The organism is Saccharothrix sp. ST-888 (genome assembly GCF_000955975.1).
Taxonomy (GTDB): Bacteria; Actinomycetota; Actinomycetes; order Streptomycetales; family Streptomycetaceae; genus Kitasatospora.
Genome location: NZ_JYJF01000131.1, coordinates 1 through 17,566 on the forward strand (window position 1 = coordinate 1; position 17,566 = coordinate 17,566).

The 17,566-nt window shown below is 73.0% G+C and carries 16 protein-coding genes and 1 pseudogene; 12 read left to right on the plus strand and 5 right to left on the minus strand.

Annotation, left to right across the window (positions count from 1 at the left end; genetic code table 11):
- Positions 1-154: adenosylhomocysteinase (locus UK12_RS38535; protein ID WP_197085245.1), on the plus strand; the 154-nt coding region annotated here is incomplete at its 5' end.
- 59 nt (positions 155-213) lie between these two features.
- Positions 214-891, plus strand: coding sequence for a maleylpyruvate isomerase family mycothiol-dependent enzyme (locus tag UK12_RS28805; RefSeq protein ID WP_045306123.1), 678 nt, complete (start codon positions 214-216; stop codon positions 889-891).
- Between the two features lie 115 nt (positions 892-1,006).
- Here UK12_RS28805 and UK12_RS28810 read toward each other — a convergent pair whose 3' ends face one another.
- Positions 1,007-2,263 (minus strand): FAD-dependent oxidoreductase, encoded by a 1,257-nt coding sequence (locus UK12_RS28810; RefSeq protein ID WP_231591426.1) that lies wholly within the window; start codon positions 2,261-2,263, stop codon positions 1,007-1,009.
- A gap of 75 nt (positions 2,264-2,338) precedes the next feature.
- On the opposite strand from UK12_RS28810, the gene UK12_RS28815 reads away from it, so the two are divergent.
- On the plus strand, positions 2,339-2,944 hold the full coding sequence (locus UK12_RS28815) for a TetR/AcrR family transcriptional regulator (protein ID WP_045306124.1): 606 nt from the start codon (positions 2,339-2,341) through the stop codon (positions 2,942-2,944).
- Between the two features lie 245 nt (positions 2,945-3,189).
- A complete protein-coding gene (locus tag UK12_RS40110) occupies positions 3,190-3,330 on the plus strand; it encodes a hypothetical protein (RefSeq protein WP_156178985.1) in 141 nt (46 codons plus the stop codon).
- Between the two features lie 59 nt (positions 3,331-3,389).
- Here the strand turns inward: UK12_RS40110 and UK12_RS28820 are convergent, their stop codons facing one another.
- Positions 3,390-4,175 carry a PIG-L deacetylase family protein gene (locus UK12_RS28820; protein ID WP_082120025.1) on the minus strand — a complete coding sequence of 262 codons (786 nt, stop codon included), beginning with the start codon at positions 4,173-4,175 and terminating at the stop codon, positions 3,390-3,392.
- A gap of 319 nt (positions 4,176-4,494) precedes the next feature.
- On the opposite strand from UK12_RS28820, the gene asnB reads away from it, so the two are divergent.
- The 7 genes from asnB to UK12_RS28855 all read left to right on the plus strand — a co-directional run bounded on the left by asnB (position 4,495) and on the right by UK12_RS28855 (position 13,836).
- A complete protein-coding gene (gene asnB / locus UK12_RS28825) occupies positions 4,495-6,474 on the plus strand; it encodes an asparagine synthase (glutamine-hydrolyzing) (protein WP_063838340.1) in 1,980 nt (659 codons plus the stop codon).
- Positions 6,471-7,595: a PrpF domain-containing protein gene (locus UK12_RS28830; protein WP_063838341.1), complete on the plus strand. Its 1,125-nt coding sequence runs from the start codon at positions 6,471-6,473 to the stop codon at positions 7,593-7,595. Before asnB ends, UK12_RS28830 begins: the two co-directional genes overlap by 4 nt.
- 289 nt (positions 7,596-7,884) lie before the next feature.
- A complete protein-coding gene (locus UK12_RS28835; protein ID WP_045306125.1) occupies positions 7,885-8,613 on the plus strand; it encodes an SDR family oxidoreductase in 729 nt (242 codons plus the stop codon).
- A gap of 73 nt (positions 8,614-8,686) precedes the next feature.
- Positions 8,687-10,330, plus strand: a complete 1,644-nt coding sequence (locus UK12_RS28840; protein WP_045306126.1) for a class I tRNA ligase family protein — start codon at positions 8,687-8,689, stop codon at positions 10,328-10,330.
- Positions 10,331-10,794: 464 nt separating this feature from the next.
- Positions 10,795-12,048: a D-inositol-3-phosphate glycosyltransferase gene (gene mshA / locus UK12_RS28845; RefSeq protein ID WP_197085246.1), complete on the plus strand. Its 1,254-nt coding sequence runs from the start codon at positions 10,795-10,797 to the stop codon at positions 12,046-12,048.
- 371 nt (positions 12,049-12,419) lie between these two features.
- Entirely contained in the window at positions 12,420-12,689 is a 270-nt protein-coding gene (locus tag UK12_RS28850) for a hypothetical protein (RefSeq protein WP_045306127.1), read from the plus strand.
- Between the two features lie 277 nt (positions 12,690-12,966).
- A complete protein-coding gene (locus UK12_RS28855; protein ID WP_045306128.1) occupies positions 12,967-13,836 on the plus strand; it encodes a hypothetical protein in 870 nt (289 codons plus the stop codon).
- A 67-nt stretch (positions 13,837-13,903) separates the two neighbouring features.
- On the opposite strand, the gene UK12_RS28860 is transcribed toward UK12_RS28855, so the two are convergent.
- The 3 genes from UK12_RS28860 to UK12_RS28870 all read right to left on the minus strand — a co-directional run bounded on the left by UK12_RS28860 (position 13,904) and on the right by UK12_RS28870 (position 16,620).
- Positions 13,904-14,341 (minus strand): Fur family transcriptional regulator, encoded by a 438-nt coding sequence (locus UK12_RS28860; RefSeq protein ID WP_045306135.1) that lies wholly within the window; start codon positions 14,339-14,341, stop codon positions 13,904-13,906.
- 133 nt (positions 14,342-14,474) lie between these two features.
- Positions 14,475-15,476 carry a helix-turn-helix transcriptional regulator gene (locus UK12_RS28865; RefSeq protein WP_052682232.1) on the minus strand — a complete coding sequence of 334 codons (1,002 nt, stop codon included), beginning with the start codon at positions 15,474-15,476 and terminating at the stop codon, positions 14,475-14,477.
- A gap of 280 nt (positions 15,477-15,756) precedes the next feature.
- Positions 15,757-16,620: a class I SAM-dependent methyltransferase gene (locus UK12_RS28870; protein WP_045306129.1), complete on the minus strand. Its 864-nt coding sequence runs from the start codon at positions 16,618-16,620 to the stop codon at positions 15,757-15,759.
- 346 nt (positions 16,621-16,966) lie between these two features.
- Here UK12_RS28870 and UK12_RS28875 point away from each other — a divergent pair.
- A pseudogene (locus UK12_RS28875) lies at positions 16,967-17,566 on the plus strand (hypothetical protein); the annotation flags it as partial.

Sequence of the window (17,566 nt, forward strand, 5' to 3'; positions counted from 1 at the left end):
GGTGTACGTGCTGCCCAAGCACCTGGACGAGAAGGTGGCCCGCCTGCACCTGGACGCGCTGGGCGTCAGGCTCACCACGCTGACCAAGGACCAGGCCGATTACATCGGCGTCCCGGTCGAGGGCCCCTACAAGGCCGACCCGTACCGCTACTGACGGTGCGTCGGTCGTAGAACCCGAGGGGGATGCCCGGAGGATAGGAAAGGGAGGCATCGATGTTGCGCCTTGAGGAGATTGGAGAGTTCTCGGTGATCACCGCTCGCGACCCCGAGCGCCCCGGCCGCCTGCTGCTCGCCGAGCGGGAGACGCTGCTGCCGATGCTGCGCAGGACGCCCGAGTCCCATTTCGACCGTCCGACGTCCTGTCCGGACTGGACGGTGCGGGAGGTGCTGGCCCACTGCGGCGCCGCGCTGGTGCGGATCGTGGAGGGGCGGCTGCCCGGCTTCACCCCGGAGAACAACGCGGCCGACGTCCGGGAGCGAAGAGACTGGCCACTCGGCCGGGTGCTCGACGAACTGGAGCGGGGCATGATCGAGGCAGGCCCGGTGATCGCTGCTGCCGAAGGGGAGTTGGACGTCATCGCGCTGGGCGAGTGGGTGCACGCCGGTGATGTCCGCGAGGCACTCGGCCGGCCGGGGGCGTACGAGAGCGTGGGCATGGACGACGCACTCGCGCTGCTCTCCACGGTGAGCCGGGAGCGCAGTACCCCGCGTGTCCACGCCAGCACGCCGATCGGTGGCATGGTCTTCGGCAACGTGGTCGAGGGCCGTGCCCCGGCCCGGCTGGAGGCGGATCCGGGCACCGTCATCAGGATGTACTGCGGCCGCCCGGCCGACCCCGCGCGCTACCGCCTCAGCGGGGCCACCGACCGGGAGCTCGTCATCTACGGCTGATCCCACCGGGATCGGCGGGCACCTGGCCGTGCAGCCGCCCGGGGACGCGGAGCCGCTGCGTCCCCGGGCGCGGTCATGCGGGGAGGGTGATCGGTGTTTACCCCCTGGGGCGGCACTAGTTCTGGTACGCGGCGGCGCCGCGCCGGTACTCCTCCTTGGCCTGGGCGAAGTCGGGAAGGTCGGCGCGGCCGCGGTCGCCGGGCCCGAAGACGCGGTCCAGGACGGCCACCCCGTCGCCGGTCTCGGCGGCGCGGGCCTGCATGGTCGGCTCGTAGGCGGTGACGGCTTCGTCGACGGTGGCGTGGCGGGCGAGCGCGAGGGCGAGTTCGCACCCGTCGAGCATGGCGAAGTTGGCGCCGTGGCCGCCGAAGGGCGTCATCAGGTGGGCGGCGTCCCCGAGCAGGGTGACGCCGGGCGTGTGCGGCCAGGTGTGCGGGGCGGGGATGGCGAAGAGGGGCCGGTTGATGTAGGGCCCGTCGTTGTCGGTGATCAGGGTGAGAAGCCGCTCGTCCCAGCCGGCGAACGCCGTGAGCAGGGCGGCGCGTACGGCCTCGGTGTCGCTCGGGTCGAGGCCCGCGGCGCGCGGCCAGTCCAGACCGTTCCGGATGACGATGTAGGCGCGCACGTGCTGGTCGCTGTTGCGCTGCCCCACCAGGCCCTTGTTGTCACCGGAGGCGAGGACGCTTCCGTCGCCGACGAGTTCGGCGACCTCGGGGTGGTCGGTGTCGGCGTTGTCGAAGTGGGCCTCGACGAAGGTGATCCCGGTGTAGACCGGAACGGCGTCGCTGACCAGCGGTCGCACCCGGGACCAGGCGCCGTCCGCGCCGATGACGAGGTCGACGTCGGCGGTGGCACCGGTTTCGAAGGTGAGGCGGTGGGAGCCGTCCGGGTTGGCGGCGGCGGAGACCAGGGTGTGGCCCCACCGGACGGTGCCGGGGATGAGCGAGTCCACCAGCAGGGAGCGCAGCTGGCCGCGGTCGATCTCGGGGGCGGCGTCCTCGTCGGCGGTGGGCCGGTAGTCGACGAGGACCTCTCCGTGGCGGGTGAGGACGCGATTGGCCTGCCCCTCGGGCCGGGCCAGGGCGTGGAACTCGTCGAGGAGTCCGGCCTCCCGCAGGGCGATCTGCCCGGAGTCGGCGTGCAGATCGAGGGTGCCGCCCTGGTTGCGGGCGGCGACGGAGGCGTCGCGGTCGTAGACGGTGACGTCGATGCCGTGGCGCTGGAGGACGCGGGCGCAGGTCAGGCCGCCGGGCCGGCGCCGATGACGGCGATACGGGGCGCGGGGCTGGTGGTCATGGGGTGCTTCCTCTGCTGGTCGGGTTGGTGCCGGGGCGGGTCGGCGGGCCGAGACGGCCTGCGGAACCGGCTTCAACAGAAAAGCACACTCAGTAAAAAAGTATAATGAATCAACTTTTATACTCAAGCAACAGAGGGGTAGGGTGAGGGCGTGAGTGAGACGACACCGCCCCTGGGGCGCCGCGAGCGTAAGAAGGCCGCGACCCGGCAGGCCCTGGCCGACGCGGCCCTGAGACTGTTCCTCGAACACGGCTACGACCAGGTCGGCATCAAGGACATCGCCGAAGCCGCCGACGTCTCCACCACGACGCTCTTCAAGCACTTCTCGGGCAAGGAGGCCCTGGTCTTCGACGAGGACGACGACCAGGAGGCCGCCCTCGTGGCCGCGGTGCGCGAGCGACCGGACGGCCAGTCGGTCCCCGCCGCCCTGCGCGAGCACATCCTGCGGACCCGTATCGACGTGATCGCCGACCCCGCCTTCGCACCCTTCCGGCAGCTCGTCATGGGCACGCCGGCGCTGCGCGACTACGGCCACCGCATCTGGATGCGCCACGAGACCGCCCTCGCGCAGGCCATCGCCGAGGACACCGGCGCCCCCCAGGGCGACCCGGCCTGTGCCGCCCTCGCCCACTTCGCCCTCGAAGCGCTGGCCGTCGCCAGGGGCCAGGACGATCCCCGCAAGGCCCTCGACGCCGCCTTCGACCTCCTCGCACACGGCTGGCACGCGCTCCCCGGGTGCACTCGGTCCGACCCGTGACGCACGGTCGGCCGCCGTCCTCGACGAGTTCCTCGTCGTCGGTGGACAGCAGGACAGCGCGGATGTCGGCGTGCGCACCGGACTTGGCGACCGGCACCGCCCCACCGCATCGCACGAACGCCACACGGGGTGTGCGGCCATTCGAAGGATTCTGACCGGACCGGCGGTAGCTCCCGGAGTCAAACCGCACCAGCGTCAGCCTCTACGGCTGGCCGCAGAGCCGTCCCCGCCCGCAGTGGATCGTGGTGGACACCTGGACGCCGTGGCGGAAGCGGTGGCCGCTGACCGTCCAGGAGGAGAAGGCGTCCCTGGACTGGGCCCGCGCCCAGGGCTATCGCACCGTGGCCGACCAGGACGGCTTCGTCCTGCTCAACCGCCCGGACTAGGCAGCTCGACTGCCCTAAGACCGACCGGCCGTCACGAGCCGCTGCTCCAGCGCGCCGCCCTACACCAGCCGGACGACCTGGAAGGCCTCCGCCAGCCGTCCGGCGGGCAGACCGCCCTGGGCGGCGTGCTCGCCCTGCCAGCGGACGAGCAGCTCCTCCAGCTCGGCGAGGTGGGCGGTCTGCGAGGTGTGCAGGCGCAGCGCGGCGAGCTTGCGGGGGAAGACGTCGGTGACGTCGACGAAGTGGTTCGGGGCCGGCCCGGTGATCAGCCAGATCTCCGGGACCTCCCAGGCGGCCAGGTTCTGCTCGCGGTAGAGGGTCGGATGTGCGAAGGGGTTGCGGGCGTCGGGGTAGACGGCGCGCAGGGCGGCCTCGCCCGCTGCCCGGTGGTCTGGGTGGACGTCGGCGATCCGGTCCCAGTTGATCTCCGGGCTGGGCAGGACCACCAGGTCGGGCTTGGTCTGCCGGATCACCCGGGTGATGTCGCGGCGCAGCTGCATGCTCGGTTCGAGCCGCCCGTCCGGGTAGCCGAGGAACCTCACGTCGTGCACGCCGGCCGCGCGGGCCGCCATCTTCTGCTCGGCCCGGCGCAGCGGGGCGATGGTCTGGCGGGGGAGCACCTCGTCGAAGCCCCCGTTGTCGCCGTCGGTGAGCACGCAGTACGTGACCGAGGCGCCCTGGTCGGTCCACTGCATCACGGTGCCCGCGGCGCAGAACTCGACGTCGTCGGGGTGGGCGGTGATCACCAGGACCCGGTCGGGCCTGGCCGACGCCGCCCCGGCGGCCGCGGCTGCGGTTGCCGTGCGGTCGTGCGCGGGCTCGGTGGGCGGCTTGGCAGCGGGCATGGTGTGTTCCTCGTCCTGGTCGAGCTGGTCCTGGCGGGGTTCTGCTGCGGGTTGAGACCTACCGGTTGAGGGCTGCGGGGGTTCGCCGGTCCGGGAGCCGGGTCCGATCAGTCAGCAGCATCACGCGCACCTCGCCCGGTCACAAAGGGATCCCGGCGGCGTGCACGCGCCATGGCATGGATGCGCCGTCCGCTGCTTCTGCCGGGGTGCGGGGTGAGCAGGTAATTTGAGATGACAAAAACAATGGATGGCTCAGAAGTGCGGCCGGTTCTCTGTCAACTCCCGTACTGGGCCATGAGCGTGAGGTCGGTGAGGCGCGGTGTGCAGGATCTTCGGGCACTTCGGCACCCCGGTCTCCGCGCAGCGGCTGGCTGCCGTCGGCAGCCGGCAGCTGCACGGCGGACCCGACGCCCGGAGCCTGTGGCGCGGGACGGACTGGGCGCTCGGCTGCAACCGGCTCGCCGTCACCGACCCGTCCGGCGGCGCGCAGCCCTACCGGCTGGGCGGAGGTGAGGGAGCGGATGGTGGCGGCATCACGGTGGTGTTCAACGGCGAGATCTACAACCACCGCGAGCTGCGCCGCCGACTGGCCGCGCGCGGCCATGTCTTCGCCGACGACTGCGACGGGTCGATCCTGCCCGCCCTGTACGCCACGTACGGGCCGCAGTTCACCGAGCAGCTCGACGGCATGTACGCACTCGCCGTCGTCGACCTGCGGGCCGAGCCGGCACTGCTGCTGGCGGTTGACCCGCTGGGCATGAAACCGCTCTACTACCACTGGGATCCGGCGGCCGGGGCGCTCTGCTTCGCCTCCGAGATACCCGCGCTGCTGGCCTTCCCCGGGGTGTCGACCACCTTGTGGGAGCAGGGATTCGACGCCTACCTGACCACCCGGACGCCGCTCGGTGAGCGGACCGCGTTCCGCGACGTCCGCGCACTGCCGCCGGGCGGACGGCTCCGGCTCACCCGCTCCGGCGGGCCGAGGCTCACCCGGCGCCCGGCCGAACCGCCCGGTGACGCCGGTACGTTCGCCGGGGCGGTCGGACGGACGCGGGAGCTGCTCACCGGCGAGGTCGGCCGACTCGCGCAGGCGGACGTGCCCGTGTGCGCGATCACCAGCGGCGGCCTGGACTCCGGTCTGGTCACCGCACTGGCCGCCGGGCACCTGCCGGAGCTGCACTCCTTCAACCTGGCCTACCGGGGGAGCTGGCCCGCCGACGAGCGGGCCTTCGCACGCGAGACGGCCGAGCACTGCGGCGCGGTGTACCACCAGGTCGAGCTGGACCCGGCGACCTTCCCCGACCTGCTGCCCGCCGTGGTCGAGCGCCTGGGCCAGCCGAACGCCGATCCGATCACGCTGAGCAGCTACGCCCTCTTCCGGGCGGTCCGCGAGGCGGGCTTCACCGTCGCGCTCACCGGGGACGGTGCCGACGAACTCTTCGGCGGCTACGACCGGATGAGCGCCGCGATGCGTACGCCCGCCGGACAGCCCTGGATCCCGGCCTACCTGGACGCGCTCTGCGCGGTCCCGCGGCAGCTGCGGACCCGCCTCTACAGCGCCGACTACCGGGCCTTTCTGGCGAGCGACCCCGAGGGCACGACCGGCGCGCGGTTGGCGGCGGAGCTGGCGGCGGACTCCGGGGCAGGGGCGGGGCCGGGAGCCCGGATGTCGGCGCTCACCCGCTTCGAGGCCGGCTCCCGCCTGCCCGCCTACCACCTGCGCCGGGTGGACCACCTCAGCATGGCCTGGGGCGTGGAGGCCCGACTCCCGTACTGCCAGGCCACGGTGGTCCAGCACGCCCGCTCGCTCCCGGACCGGTACCGGATCTCCCCGGCGGGCGCGGTGAAGCGGGCCCTGTACGGTGCGGCGTCCGGGCTGCTGCCGAGCTCGGTGCTCCGGCGGCCCAAGCAGCCCTTCACCCTGCCGATCGCCGCGATGCTGGCACCGGGGCAGCCGCTGATGGACTTCACGCGCGAGGTGCTCAGCCCGCCGGCACTACGGCGCGGCGGACGGCTCGACCCCCGGGCGGTAGCCGGGCTGCTGGGCCGTCAGCAGGCCGCGCCGGACGGCCGGACGGCACTCGCGATCTGGGCGCTGCTGATCCACCAGCTCTGGGAGGACCGTCTCGGCGCGGCTCCCGCGTCCACGGCCCCCGTGCCCATGACTCCCGCGTCCACGCCGCGCACGTCCGCAGCGGCTGCGCCCCCGCTCCGGCCGGCCTCCGGCGCCGTCCCGGTCCAGCCGGGCCGGACCGTACGGCAGATCCGGACCGTACGGCAGATCCGGACCGCACCGTGATCGCGCACACGGCGCAGGCCGTCGGTGCCCCCTGCCCGACGCTGGTGCTGGACGCGGACCTGCTGCCCGCCGAGGAGCCGGCCCTGCGGCCGGTGCTGACCCGTATCCGCGAGTGGTTGCAGGCCACCGGCTCGGGCGGAGTGCTGAAGTTCGCGCTGATCGCCGTCTCCGCGCACCCGCTGTTCGACCTGGACTTCCGGTTCGTCCAGTGCCTGCCCGGCGGTGCCGACCGCTTCGACTTCGCGGCCAACTGCGGGCACTCCGTCCTGGCGGCGGTGGTCGTCGCCGAACAGCAGGGGCTGCTGCCGCGGCTGGCGCCGGGCGGCCGGGTCCGGGTCAGGGTGCTCAACAACGGTGATCTCGTGGTCTGCGAGCTGGCCGAAGCACGCAGCCGCAGCCGCGACTTCACCGTGCACTTCGTCCAGTCCCCGTCCGTGCCGGTGGCCGACCTGCTGCTCACCGGCAGGCCGGCGGACCTGTTGGCGGTGGGGCGGCCGGGCACGGCCGGCGCGGCGCAGGAGGTCTCGCTGGTCTCGCTCGGCAACCCGTACGTATTCCTGGACGCCTGCTCGCTCGGCATTCTGACGGAACGTCAGTTATTCGAAGCCGGGGACGAGGTGTTCGCCCAGCTGGCCGCCGTGCGGGCGGCGGCGGCCCGCCGGCTGGGGCGCCCCGTCGACGGGGCGCTGCCGAAGATCGCGGTGGTGGGCGGCTTCCGGCCCGGCCGACTGCACGTCAGATCGCTTGCCGTACCGTCCTGGCATCCCACCCTGGCGGTCACCGGCGCGATCTGCCTGGCGGCGGCCACCGCCATTCCCGGCACCGTGCCGCAGCGGGTGGCGGTGCGGACGGACGCGACGGGCCCGCAGGTGGAGGTGGAGACCCCGGGCGGCCGGACCACGGTGACCGCCGCCGTCCGGCCCTCGCCCGGCGGTGACCTGCTGGAGTGGGTCAGCGTCGGCCACAAGGTCGCCCACCCGACCGGCTCCGCCGACCTCGGCGCACCGCTCGTCCCCGCCGGGCGCATGGCCGGCGGGCCGGCCCCTCGCGGGTACGGGGAGTCGGGCGACCGGTCGCGCAGCTCGGCGGCGGGCTTGGTACGAAGCTCGCCGCGCGGCTGAGGAAGGGCGCGAGGTCCGCCGCGCGGCTGAGGAAGTGCCCGGCTGCGCAGTCCCGTTCGTGTCCGTGGCGTCCACACGCCACGGCGTGGACGCGCATGCCGGATCGGTCGATCGGCCGCCGCAGCGCTGACAGGATGACAGAGCAAACCGCACGACCCGTTCTGTCGAAGCCCGTCCGTGCCCCACCCGGCGCCTGCCTGAGATGCCGGGGGGCACCCGCGCGTACGCCGTACCGCCCATCCCGTGCGCTCGCCGCACCGGCAAGCCCCCGAGCCCAGAGGATTCCGCGATGAGATTCGAGAACCTGCGCGTCGTGGTCACCGGCGCCTCCCGGGACTTCGGCCGCTCGCTCGCGGTCGGCTTCGCCCACCTCGGTGCCGAGGTCTTCGTCTCGGCCCGCACCAAGGAGGCCGCGGCCCGCACCGGTGAGCAGATCGTGGGCGCGGCCCGAGGCCGTATCCACGCCTTCGGCTGCGACCTGAGCCGCCCCGCCGAGATCCGCGAGCTCGCCCGTCAGGTGGCGGAACACACCGACCGGGTCGACCTGTTGATCAACAACGGTGCCCGCTGGCTCGACGGCGTCGAGCTGGAGTCCGCCTCCGACGAGCAGATCGTCGACACCATCGAGTCGACGGCCGCCGGGACGGTCCTGATGGTGAAGCACTTCCTGCCGCTGCTGCGCGCCTCCGAGCGCCCGGACATCATCAACATGGTGTCCGTCTGCGGCCTGGACTCCGCCGGATCGTCCACCGCGCACGACGCCTTCTACGCCGCCAAGAGCGCCCAGGCCGGTTTCGCCGACATCCTCTCGCGGCGGCTCGGGCCGTCCGGCGTCCGGGTCATGGCGCTCTACCCGCCGGACTTCTCCACCTCGGACCCCGGCACCCGCGAGTGGGAGGGCGCCACCCGCTCCCCGCAGGAGAAGCTCACCACCCAGGCCCTCTTCGACTGCATCGCCTTCGCGGTCGACCAGCCGCGGGACTGCTTCATCCGCTCCTTCCACTTCGAGCCCCGGTAACCGGCCCACTTCGAGCCGTACCCGCGCCCTGTGCGCAGCCGCACGCAAGCCCCAAGCAAGAGGAGGTCCACCCGTGTCCGCTTCCCTCTGGATCACCGCGACCCCGACCACGCCCAACGGTGAACTGCACGTCGGGCACCTGGCCGGTCCGTACGTCGCCGCCGACGTCCTGCGCCGCTTCCTGAAGGCGGACGGCCTGCCCGTCCGGCTGACCGGGGGACTGGCCGACCACGAGAGCGCGGTCGAGCTCTGCGCCCTCGGCCAGGGCCGCAAGGCGGCGGAGGTGGCCGACGGCTACGGCGAGGCGATCACGGTGGACTGGCGCCGGGCCGGCGTCGAGTTCGACCAACTGGTCCGGCCGAACCAGGACAAGGGCTACCGCGCCTTCGTGACCTCGCTGTTCCGCCGACTCCACGCCGACGGCGTCCTGGTGCCGCGTACCCGGCTGCTGCCGTACTGCGGACCGTGCGAGCGCGCGCTGTACGGGAAGTACGTCAAGGGCGGCTGCCCCTCCTGCGGCGCGCAGGCCGACGGCAACCTCTGCCAGACCTGTGCCCGCCCGAACGACTGCGGCGACCTGCTGGCGCCGGTCTGCGTCCTGTGCGGCACCCCGGCGGTGCTGCGCCAGTGCCGGCGGCTCTACCTGCCGCTGGAGGCGCACCGCAAGGAACTGACCGACTTCTGGGACTCGGTGGCGATGCCGCCGCGCCTGGCCGCGTTCCGGGACGGCCTCCTGCACGACGGGCTGCCGGACGTGGCCGTGAGCCACCCCGCGCAGTGGGGCATCGAGGTGCCGGTCGAGGGCTTCGCGGACCAGCGCATCGCCCCGGCCGTGGAGGAGGTCGCGTCCTACCTGCTGTCGACCGGTCCGGAGAGCGGTCCGGAGAGCGGTCTGAAGGGTGGTCCGGACAACGGTCCGGAAAGTGGTCCGGAGAACGGCGAGGAGAGTGCCCGGGGGCCGCTGCAGTTCTTCGGCATCGACCGCGCCGTTCTCCACCTGGCTGTCCTGCCGACCCTGGTGGCGGCGTACGGCGGCCCGCTCCCGACGGGCTTCCAGGTCAACGAGTACTACCGGCTCGACGGCCGGAAGCTCTCCACCACCCGGCGGCACGCGGTCTGGGCGCTGGACGTGCTCACCGACGCCGGCTCGGACACCCTGCGCCGCCATGTGCTCTCGGACCGCCCCGAGGGCCGGCCGGCCGAGTTCGAGCTGGACGGGCTGGACCGGACCCGCGACCACCTGCACACCAGTTGGAACCAGTGGCTGAGCCGGCTGTTCGCGGCGCTGCGCGAGGACTGCGCCGGGGTGACCCCGGAGGAGGCACCGGGCGGCACGGGCTGGGACCTGCTCGCGGAGCGGCTGGACTTTTCGGCTCGTGAATTACGAAGCTCCTACGGAGTATCGGGATTCGCGCCCCGGCGGGCGGTCGCGCTGCTGGACGAAGTCGTCCGGCTCGCCGACGACTTCCACCTGGTGAACGCGCCCGAGCGGGACCGCGCCGCCGGCCGGTCGGCCTACCGGGCGGCCCTGGCAGCCGAGTTGGCGGTGGCCTGCGCGCTCACCGCCTGGGCCTGGCCGGTCATGCCGGAGGGCGCCGGGCGGCTTGCGGCGGCCCTGGGCGTCACCGCAGGCGGTCCGGTGACCTCGGCGGCCCTGGCGGCTCCGGCGCCCGGAGTGCGCCTCGTCCCGCCGACCGGGCCGGTGTTCGGCTTCTGATCCGTCCCCGGCCGACCGGTCGAGAACCTCCCTCCGGCCGGCCGGGAACCACGCCATCCGCGCGCACCCGGTCCCTCGGGTGCGCGCGGATTCCCCTGTACCCGTGGGTGCCCGGCGCTCGCGGCTCTGCCGCTACCCGCGACTCCGGCCGCGCGCGACTTCCCGGCGCGTGACCACCCCTGCGTGCGCCTTCCCCAGTGTGCGACTTCCCCTGCGAACACGACGAGTTCATTGGCCATGACGAATCCGAGGAGAGTCCGGTGACGAGCCCCGCCGCCCGCATGCCGTTCCCGCAGTTCGACCGCACGAGCCCCGGAAGCCGGGCCCTCGACCGGGCAGGTTCCGTCGGCGGGAGCCCGGTTCCGCTGAGCCGGGTCCGTACGGCCCCGGTCGGCGCGGCCCTGGTGCGTACGGGCCCGGTCCGTGCGGTGGCCGCCCCCGGGCGAGGGGTGCGCCGGGTCGCCATGCTGAGTGTGCACACCTCCCCGCTGCACCAGCCCGGTACCGGGGATGCGGGAGGTATGAACGTCTACATCATCGAACTCGCCCGCCGCCTCGCCGAGCTCTCCGTCGAGGTGGACATCTACACCCGCCGCACCGGCCACGACCAGCCCCCGGAGGTCGAGGCCGTCCCGGGCGTCCGGGTCCGGCATGTGGCGGCCGGTCCGCTCGGCGGCCTGAGAAAGGAGCATCTCCCCACGGTGCTGGGCGAGTTCGCGACCGGAGTCCGGCAGGCCGTGGCGCGGTACGGACCTGCGGGCTACGACGTGGTCCACTCGCACTACTGGCTCTCCGGGCAGGTCGGACGGATGCTGTCGGAGACCTGGGGGGTGCCGCTGGTGCACACCATGCACACCATGGCCAAGGTGAAGAACGCCTCGCTCGCCGTGGGTGACAGCCCCGAGCCGCTGGCCCGGCTGGCCGGGGAGAGCGCGCTGGTGGACAGTGCCGACCGGCTGGTGGCCAACACCGCAGCGGAGGCCGCGGAGCTGGTGCACCACTACCGTGCGCTTCCCGAGCGGATCGACGTGGTCCACCCCGGGGTCGACCTCGACGTCTTCTGCCCCGGTGACGGCCGGGCGGCGGCCCGCCGTCGGCTCGGACTCGGGCCCGAGGCCCTGGTCGTCCTGTTCGCCGGCCGGATCCAGCCGCTCAAGGCCCCGGACATGCTGCTCCGCGCCGTGGCCGAACTGGTGCTGCTGCGGCCCGAGTTGCGGGAGCGACTCGTGGTCCCGGTGATCGGCGGACTGAGCGGCAGCGGCGCGGACTACCCCGCCCGATGTCGGCAACTGGCGGCCGGGCTCGGGATATCCGACCTGGTCAGGTTCCAGCCGCCGGTCGGTCAGCGGGAACTCGCCGACTGGTACCGGGCCGCCACGGTGCTGGCCATGCCCTCGCACAGCGAGTCCTTCGGACTGGTCGCGCTGGAGGCCCAGGCGTGCGGAACTCCCGTACTGGCGGCGAATGTCGGCGGACTGTCCGTCGCGGTCGACGACGGCATCACCGGCCGTCTGGTGCGCGGCCACGACCCTGCGGACTACGCACGGGTCCTGGCGGAACTCGCCGACCGGCCGGGGTTGACCGAGCAGTTGGGGGTGGCGGCGATCCGCCATGCCGAGCGCTTCGGGTGGGAGTCCTGTGCGGGCGCGACCGCCCGGGTGTACTCGCGGGCCTGGCATGCCCGGAGGGTGGAGCGGCTGCTGGCCGAGGCGGTCTGACCGGGCGTCGGCAGGCGCGCGGAACGAGGTTGGCGGGGGCGACGGCACGCCCCCGCCTTCGGCATGCGCCCCCGCTGGAGGGACAGGGGTGCAGCCTCTCCGAGGCTAGCAGAACATTTTGTCTGACAAAATATCGGCTTCCCCAAAAAGAGGCCGACCAGCTGTTCCGGGCGTCGTCAACCTCCTTGCCGGAGGACGGAATTACCGGGCCGTTGGCCGATCCACGCCATGGCCGGGGAACGACGCCGAAGGGTCTGGATCTCCGTCCCGATACCGGCGAGGATCGAATCATCTCCTCCGGTGCCGACGCCGACGGCACGGCACGGCAGCCGGAGAAATCCCCACCCTCACCCGTGTTTCCTGGAGGAACCATGTCCGCGACCCTCGCCACCACCCGCCGCACCGTCCTGAACGGCATCGCCCCCGCCGTCGCAGCGCTGGCGCTCGCCGCCGGGCTGCTGGCGGCACAGACCGGCGACGGTGCGGCGCACGGAACCCCGTCCGCCGGCGACATCGTCTGGCCGGCCGGCCCGAACCCGGCCGTCGCGAACCCCGCCGGTGCGGCCCGGGCCGTCGCAGCCGCCTCGCCCGGCGACATCGTGTGGCCCGCTCCGGCTCCGGCCGCCGCCGTTCGGAGCTGACCGGCCCTCGGACCGGGCCTCCCCACCCGTCGACGACGCCGACCGCCGGCCGGACCGCAGTGCGGCTCGCCCGGCGGTCGGCGTGCGCCGTCCCGCCCACCTGCTCCGCCGTCCCACCCGCCGCCGCCCCGCGAAACCAGCCCTGGAGGGCACCATGACCACCGTCGTACGCCCCGTAGCCGGGCGCGCCTCTGCCCACCGTTCGTCGCCGGGCCGGTTCCCGGGGCGCTCCGGACCGCCTGCGATACCCTCGGCCCCGAGAGCGACAGGTCACCGGGTGGGACGGGGCTTCGCCCCCGGCTACCACGGGGAACTGGTGTCGGGAGTGTTCGCCACCCCGGGCGGCACCCCTCGGATCGGTGTGCTGCGCCTGCCGTGGCCGGAGCAGGGGGCGGCGGCGGAGTTCGCCCCTCACCCCGGAGCGCAGCTGTACGTACGCGCCGCGTCGGCGGCCGCGGCGCCGGCCCGGCAGGCGGCTGAGACGGCGCTCGGCGGGATCCGGGCGCCGTGGAGCGGTGGGCGGTTGACGGTCCATACGGAGGCCGAGGCCCCGGTCTGGCCGGTCGCCCCGGCGGTGGTCCGCGCCGTCGCCGACGCCTGGGGGCTCTGCCCCGGCGCCGCCGAACTGGCCACCGCCGTCAGCGAGGTCGACGCCCCTCCCGGTGCGGCACGCGGCGGTACCGGGCTGGTGGACGCCGTCGACGGTTCGCTGATCGAGGCCTTCGAAGCCGACCTTCCCCCGCTGCTCGTCCTCGGCTTCGACCCGGGTGACGTACCGTCCGGACCCGGGCTCGACCCGGACGACGCAAGCCTCGCCGATCTGGCGGCAGGCCGTCGGCTGCGCGGCCTGCTGCGCCGCGCGGCGGTCGGCCGGGACGCCGCGCTGTTCGCGGCCGCCGCCACCGAGTCCACCCTCCTCCTCGGCACCCACCGCCCCCGCCCGCTGGCCGGACACCTCGCCGCCGCCCTCGCCTCCTGCGGCGCCCTCGGCCTCCAGTCCGACCGCGGAACCTCCCTCCTCGGCCTCCTCTTCCCCCCGGACGCCCCCGGCCTCGCCGACCGCCTCGCCCGTGCCCGGACCCTGCTGGCCGGTCTCGGCATCCACCAGGTCTGGCAGTTCACCACGACAGCCCGCCGGGCCGGGTAGCAGCCGGGTCCGGCGTGCCGCTCGCTGTTCGCGGCCGCCGCCAGCGCCGACGACGGGTGCGCCCTGCTCAGGCCGGGCCGGCCTTGCGGCAGTCGGGGCACTCGCCCAGGAAGACGAGTTCGGTCTCCTCGATGCGCCAGCCGCGCAGGCCCTTGCGCGGCGGGGCGGGGATCTCCGCCTCGACGTTGGTCACCCGGCCGCAGCGGGTGCAGAGGGCGTGCTGGTGTTCGCCGGTGGAGAGCTCGAAGACGGCCGGACGGCCGGGGCGTTCGAACTTCCGGACCAGGCCGGTCTCCATGAAGTGCCGAAGCATCTCGTAGACGGCCTGGCTGGTGAGCGTGCCGAGCCGGGTCCGGGCCGCCTCGGTGATCGACTCGACGTCCAGATGCGCCTGCGCGCTGAGGATCTGCAGGACCTCCAGCCGGGGGCCGGTCACGCGCAGGCCGACGTCGCGCAGCCGCTGGACCACCGCGTCCCGGTCCGCCGGAGCCTTACCGTGTTCCATCAGAGCCGCCATCGGGTCGCCATGTGGTCCGGACAAAGATTTGGCCCAAGCGTACCTCTTGCCCGGTCGAAACTCTGCCGGAGTGCGCCCGAACCTTGCGAACGGCCGGACGGCGCAGCGCAGATGGGGCGCGTCAGTCCAGCCAGCCGAGCTTCGCCGCCCGGACGCCCGCCTCGAAGCGGCTGGTGGTGCCCAGTTCCTGCATCACCTCGGACATCACCCGGCTGAGGGTGCGCAGCGAGACGCCGAGCGAGCGGGCGATCTTCTCGTCCTTCATGCCGGCCGCCAGCATCCTGATCGCCGCGTGCTGCTGCTCGGTCAGCCGTTCGCCGCCGCGCCGCTGCTCGATGTGTCCGTACGTCGAGGACGTGTGCCAGCAGTACTCGTAGAGCGCCAGGTAGGAGCGGACCAGAGCGGAGCCGCGCGCGAGCACGGCACCGGCCTCGTGGTTGTCCGGGTCGATCGGGAGCAGGGCGAACCGGCGGTCGCTCAGGATCATGTTCAGCGGGACCACCGGGGCCAGCCGGACCTCGACGCCCAGCTCGATCTGGCGGCGGAAGAACTCGGCGAGCGCCGGCACCGCCGCGAAGCGCTGCTGGTAGATGGCCCGGACCTGGGCGCCGCTCTCCAGCAGCCGGCGGTCGCGGGCCAGCCCCTGCTCCAGGAACTCGCCGGTGGGCAGAGCGCCGGGGTGCATCGAGGCGATCTCGTCCTTGACGGTGTCCGAGAGGTCCTCCAAGGTCTGCTGGATCCGCCGCCTGCTGGTCAGCACCTCGATCTCGATCTCGGCGTGGGTGGCGCCCCCGCCGCGCATGTAGCGGGCGGCCAGGTCCTCGATCGCGGCGTAGCGGTCCTCGGCGCGCTGCTGGCGGTCCCGGATGTCGCGCTGCTCCTGGGCGAGCATCCGCAGCAGGGCCACCTCGGGGTCGACCACCGCCACGGCGGCGGCCTCGTCGCGCGAGGGCTCGGTGATCAGGCCCAGCTGGCTGAGTTCGGCCCAACAGGACTGCGCCTCGGGGCCGGAGAGGCCGAGCTCGACCGTGAGTTCGTCGTAGGTGGACGACCCCCGGGCTCTCAGCTCCTGGTAGAGGGCCAGCGCCTGGTCAGAAGACTTGCCCTCGGTCGGCCTTGACACGCGACACCGCCATCCCCGATTTGGATTGCCTGCACAACTCCCGCCGGCTCGTTTCCCGAGAGGTGGAAAAGCGAGGGAAACGACTAGGCCCGATAGTAGGCCGCGTCACAGCGGGGGCCGGGCGATCGGGGCAAAGACCCGGGGAGTCTGATGGAGTGCCGATCCGCACTTCGTCAGGTGCGGGGCTCCGGGGCTGCGGCGTGCGGTGTCGGGTGGCTTCGCCGGTCGTACGGAGCCGACAGGATACTGCTCGGGCGCGGTGTTCGAGTGCCCTGTCTTTTCAGGACCGGGGGCGCCGTTCGCAGAGCAGGAAGACGCTGTCGGTGCGGGCGTCGAGCGGGCGGCTGTCGCGGCTGGTCACCCGCAGACCGGCCCGGCGCAGATCGCCGCAGAGCTCGTCGGGATCGACGATCCACTTGCCGCTGCGGAACTCCTGCCGCAGGACGCCCTGGGGGCCGAACTGCTCGCTGCGGAGGAGCAGTTCTTCCCGCATGGTGGAAAGATCGAAGATCTGTTCAGCGAACGCTGTCTCGTCGACACCGTCGAATCGCGGCACCCGGAAGGTCCAGTGGCGGTACGGCTCCTCGGCCAGTCCGGTGTGGCGGTGCGCGGTGAAGTCCAGTGCGAGCGTTCCGCCGGGACGCAGGTGGGCGGCCACCTCGGTGAGCAGTGCCGCCCGGGAGCCCGGCGCGAGTGCCGCGATCATCGCTCCGGCGAGCATCACAAAGCGGTACTCGCCGTTCAGCCGGAGCAGTTCGAGCGCGGTACAGCTGGTGGTGACGGCCCGTCTGGTGCGGCGCCCGCCGCGCGCGGCCCACTCGCCGAGCCGGGTCAGCGCGGCCGGGTCCCGGTCCACGGCCTCGACCCGGAAGCCGTGGTGAGCAAAGGGGACGGTCAGCCGTCCGGCGCCGGAGCCCAGGTCGAGGACCGGGCCGCCGACGCTGCGGGCCGCTCTCAGGTACCCGACGATGTCGGCGGCGTGCGGGTTGAGCAGGAAGTCCTGCAGCCAGGTGGTGTGCGGGGTCGGAGGCACCATCGACTCCAGGCCGGGAGCCCAGCGGGTGCTGACGGGCTCCCGGCCGCCGCACGGAGGGCGGACGGCGGACGCGAGCGGGGCGGATCCGGACAGGCTGCGCGTGGCCATGGCTCCTCCAGGGTGTGCTCAAGTGCCCCGCCGGGGACGGCCGGTGCCACAAGAGCACCCGGGGTGGCACCGATCCTCCCCCGTGTGATCGCACCGGGGCCAGTGTCCGGCGCGGCGGGTCCACGCGGTGGCGGGTGGACGCCACCGGAATCCGGACTGGGATTCGAATATTGGCAGTCATATAAACAAGTAAATGTGCCGTCCGGGTTCCGTGGCTCCGTTCCCGGCAAGGCCGTTCGGGTCAATAACTACACCGATGTATTGATCAGGCCGTGTGGTAAGCGTCGGATTAATCGGGCTTTGTTGTAGACAGAGAATCCGCTTTGCCGATCACATTGGGAGTATCATGAAGACCCGCGCAGCCGGTCTTGTCGTGTCGGGACTGACCTCGTTCGCCTTGGTCGTGCTGGGCAGCAGCACGGCGCACGCCTACTCCGACTGGTCCTCGGACGTCGCGGCCAGCGACTCGGGGACGAGCGAATCCCCCTGGGTAGCGGCGCTTGTCGACCGGGCCGGCCTTGAGAACGGCGCCAGCCTCAGAACGGCGCCGGCCCAAGGGGGGGAGACCTCTTGGGATGCCAGAAACACGGACGGCGCCCTGCCGCAGCAGTTCGAGGGCGCACCGGACTGGGAGACCGGCTATCACACGGCCGGCCCCGCCGAGCAGCCGCGGCCGGGCGGGGGTGACGCCGGGGGGAAACAGGGAGGCAACTCGCAGTGCGACAAGCGCTGCGGCGAGCACGGCCAGGGCAATGAGCACGGCCACGGCGAGGGCCAGGGCCAGAACCAAGGCCAGAACCAAGGCCAGAACCAGGAGCGGGGGCAGACGTCCACTCAGGACCAGTCGCCCAGTCAGGTGGCTCACCCGGGCCAGGTGGCCAACCCCAGTCAGGTGGCTCACCCGGGCCAGGTGGCCAACCCCAGTCAGGTGGCTCACCCGGGCCAG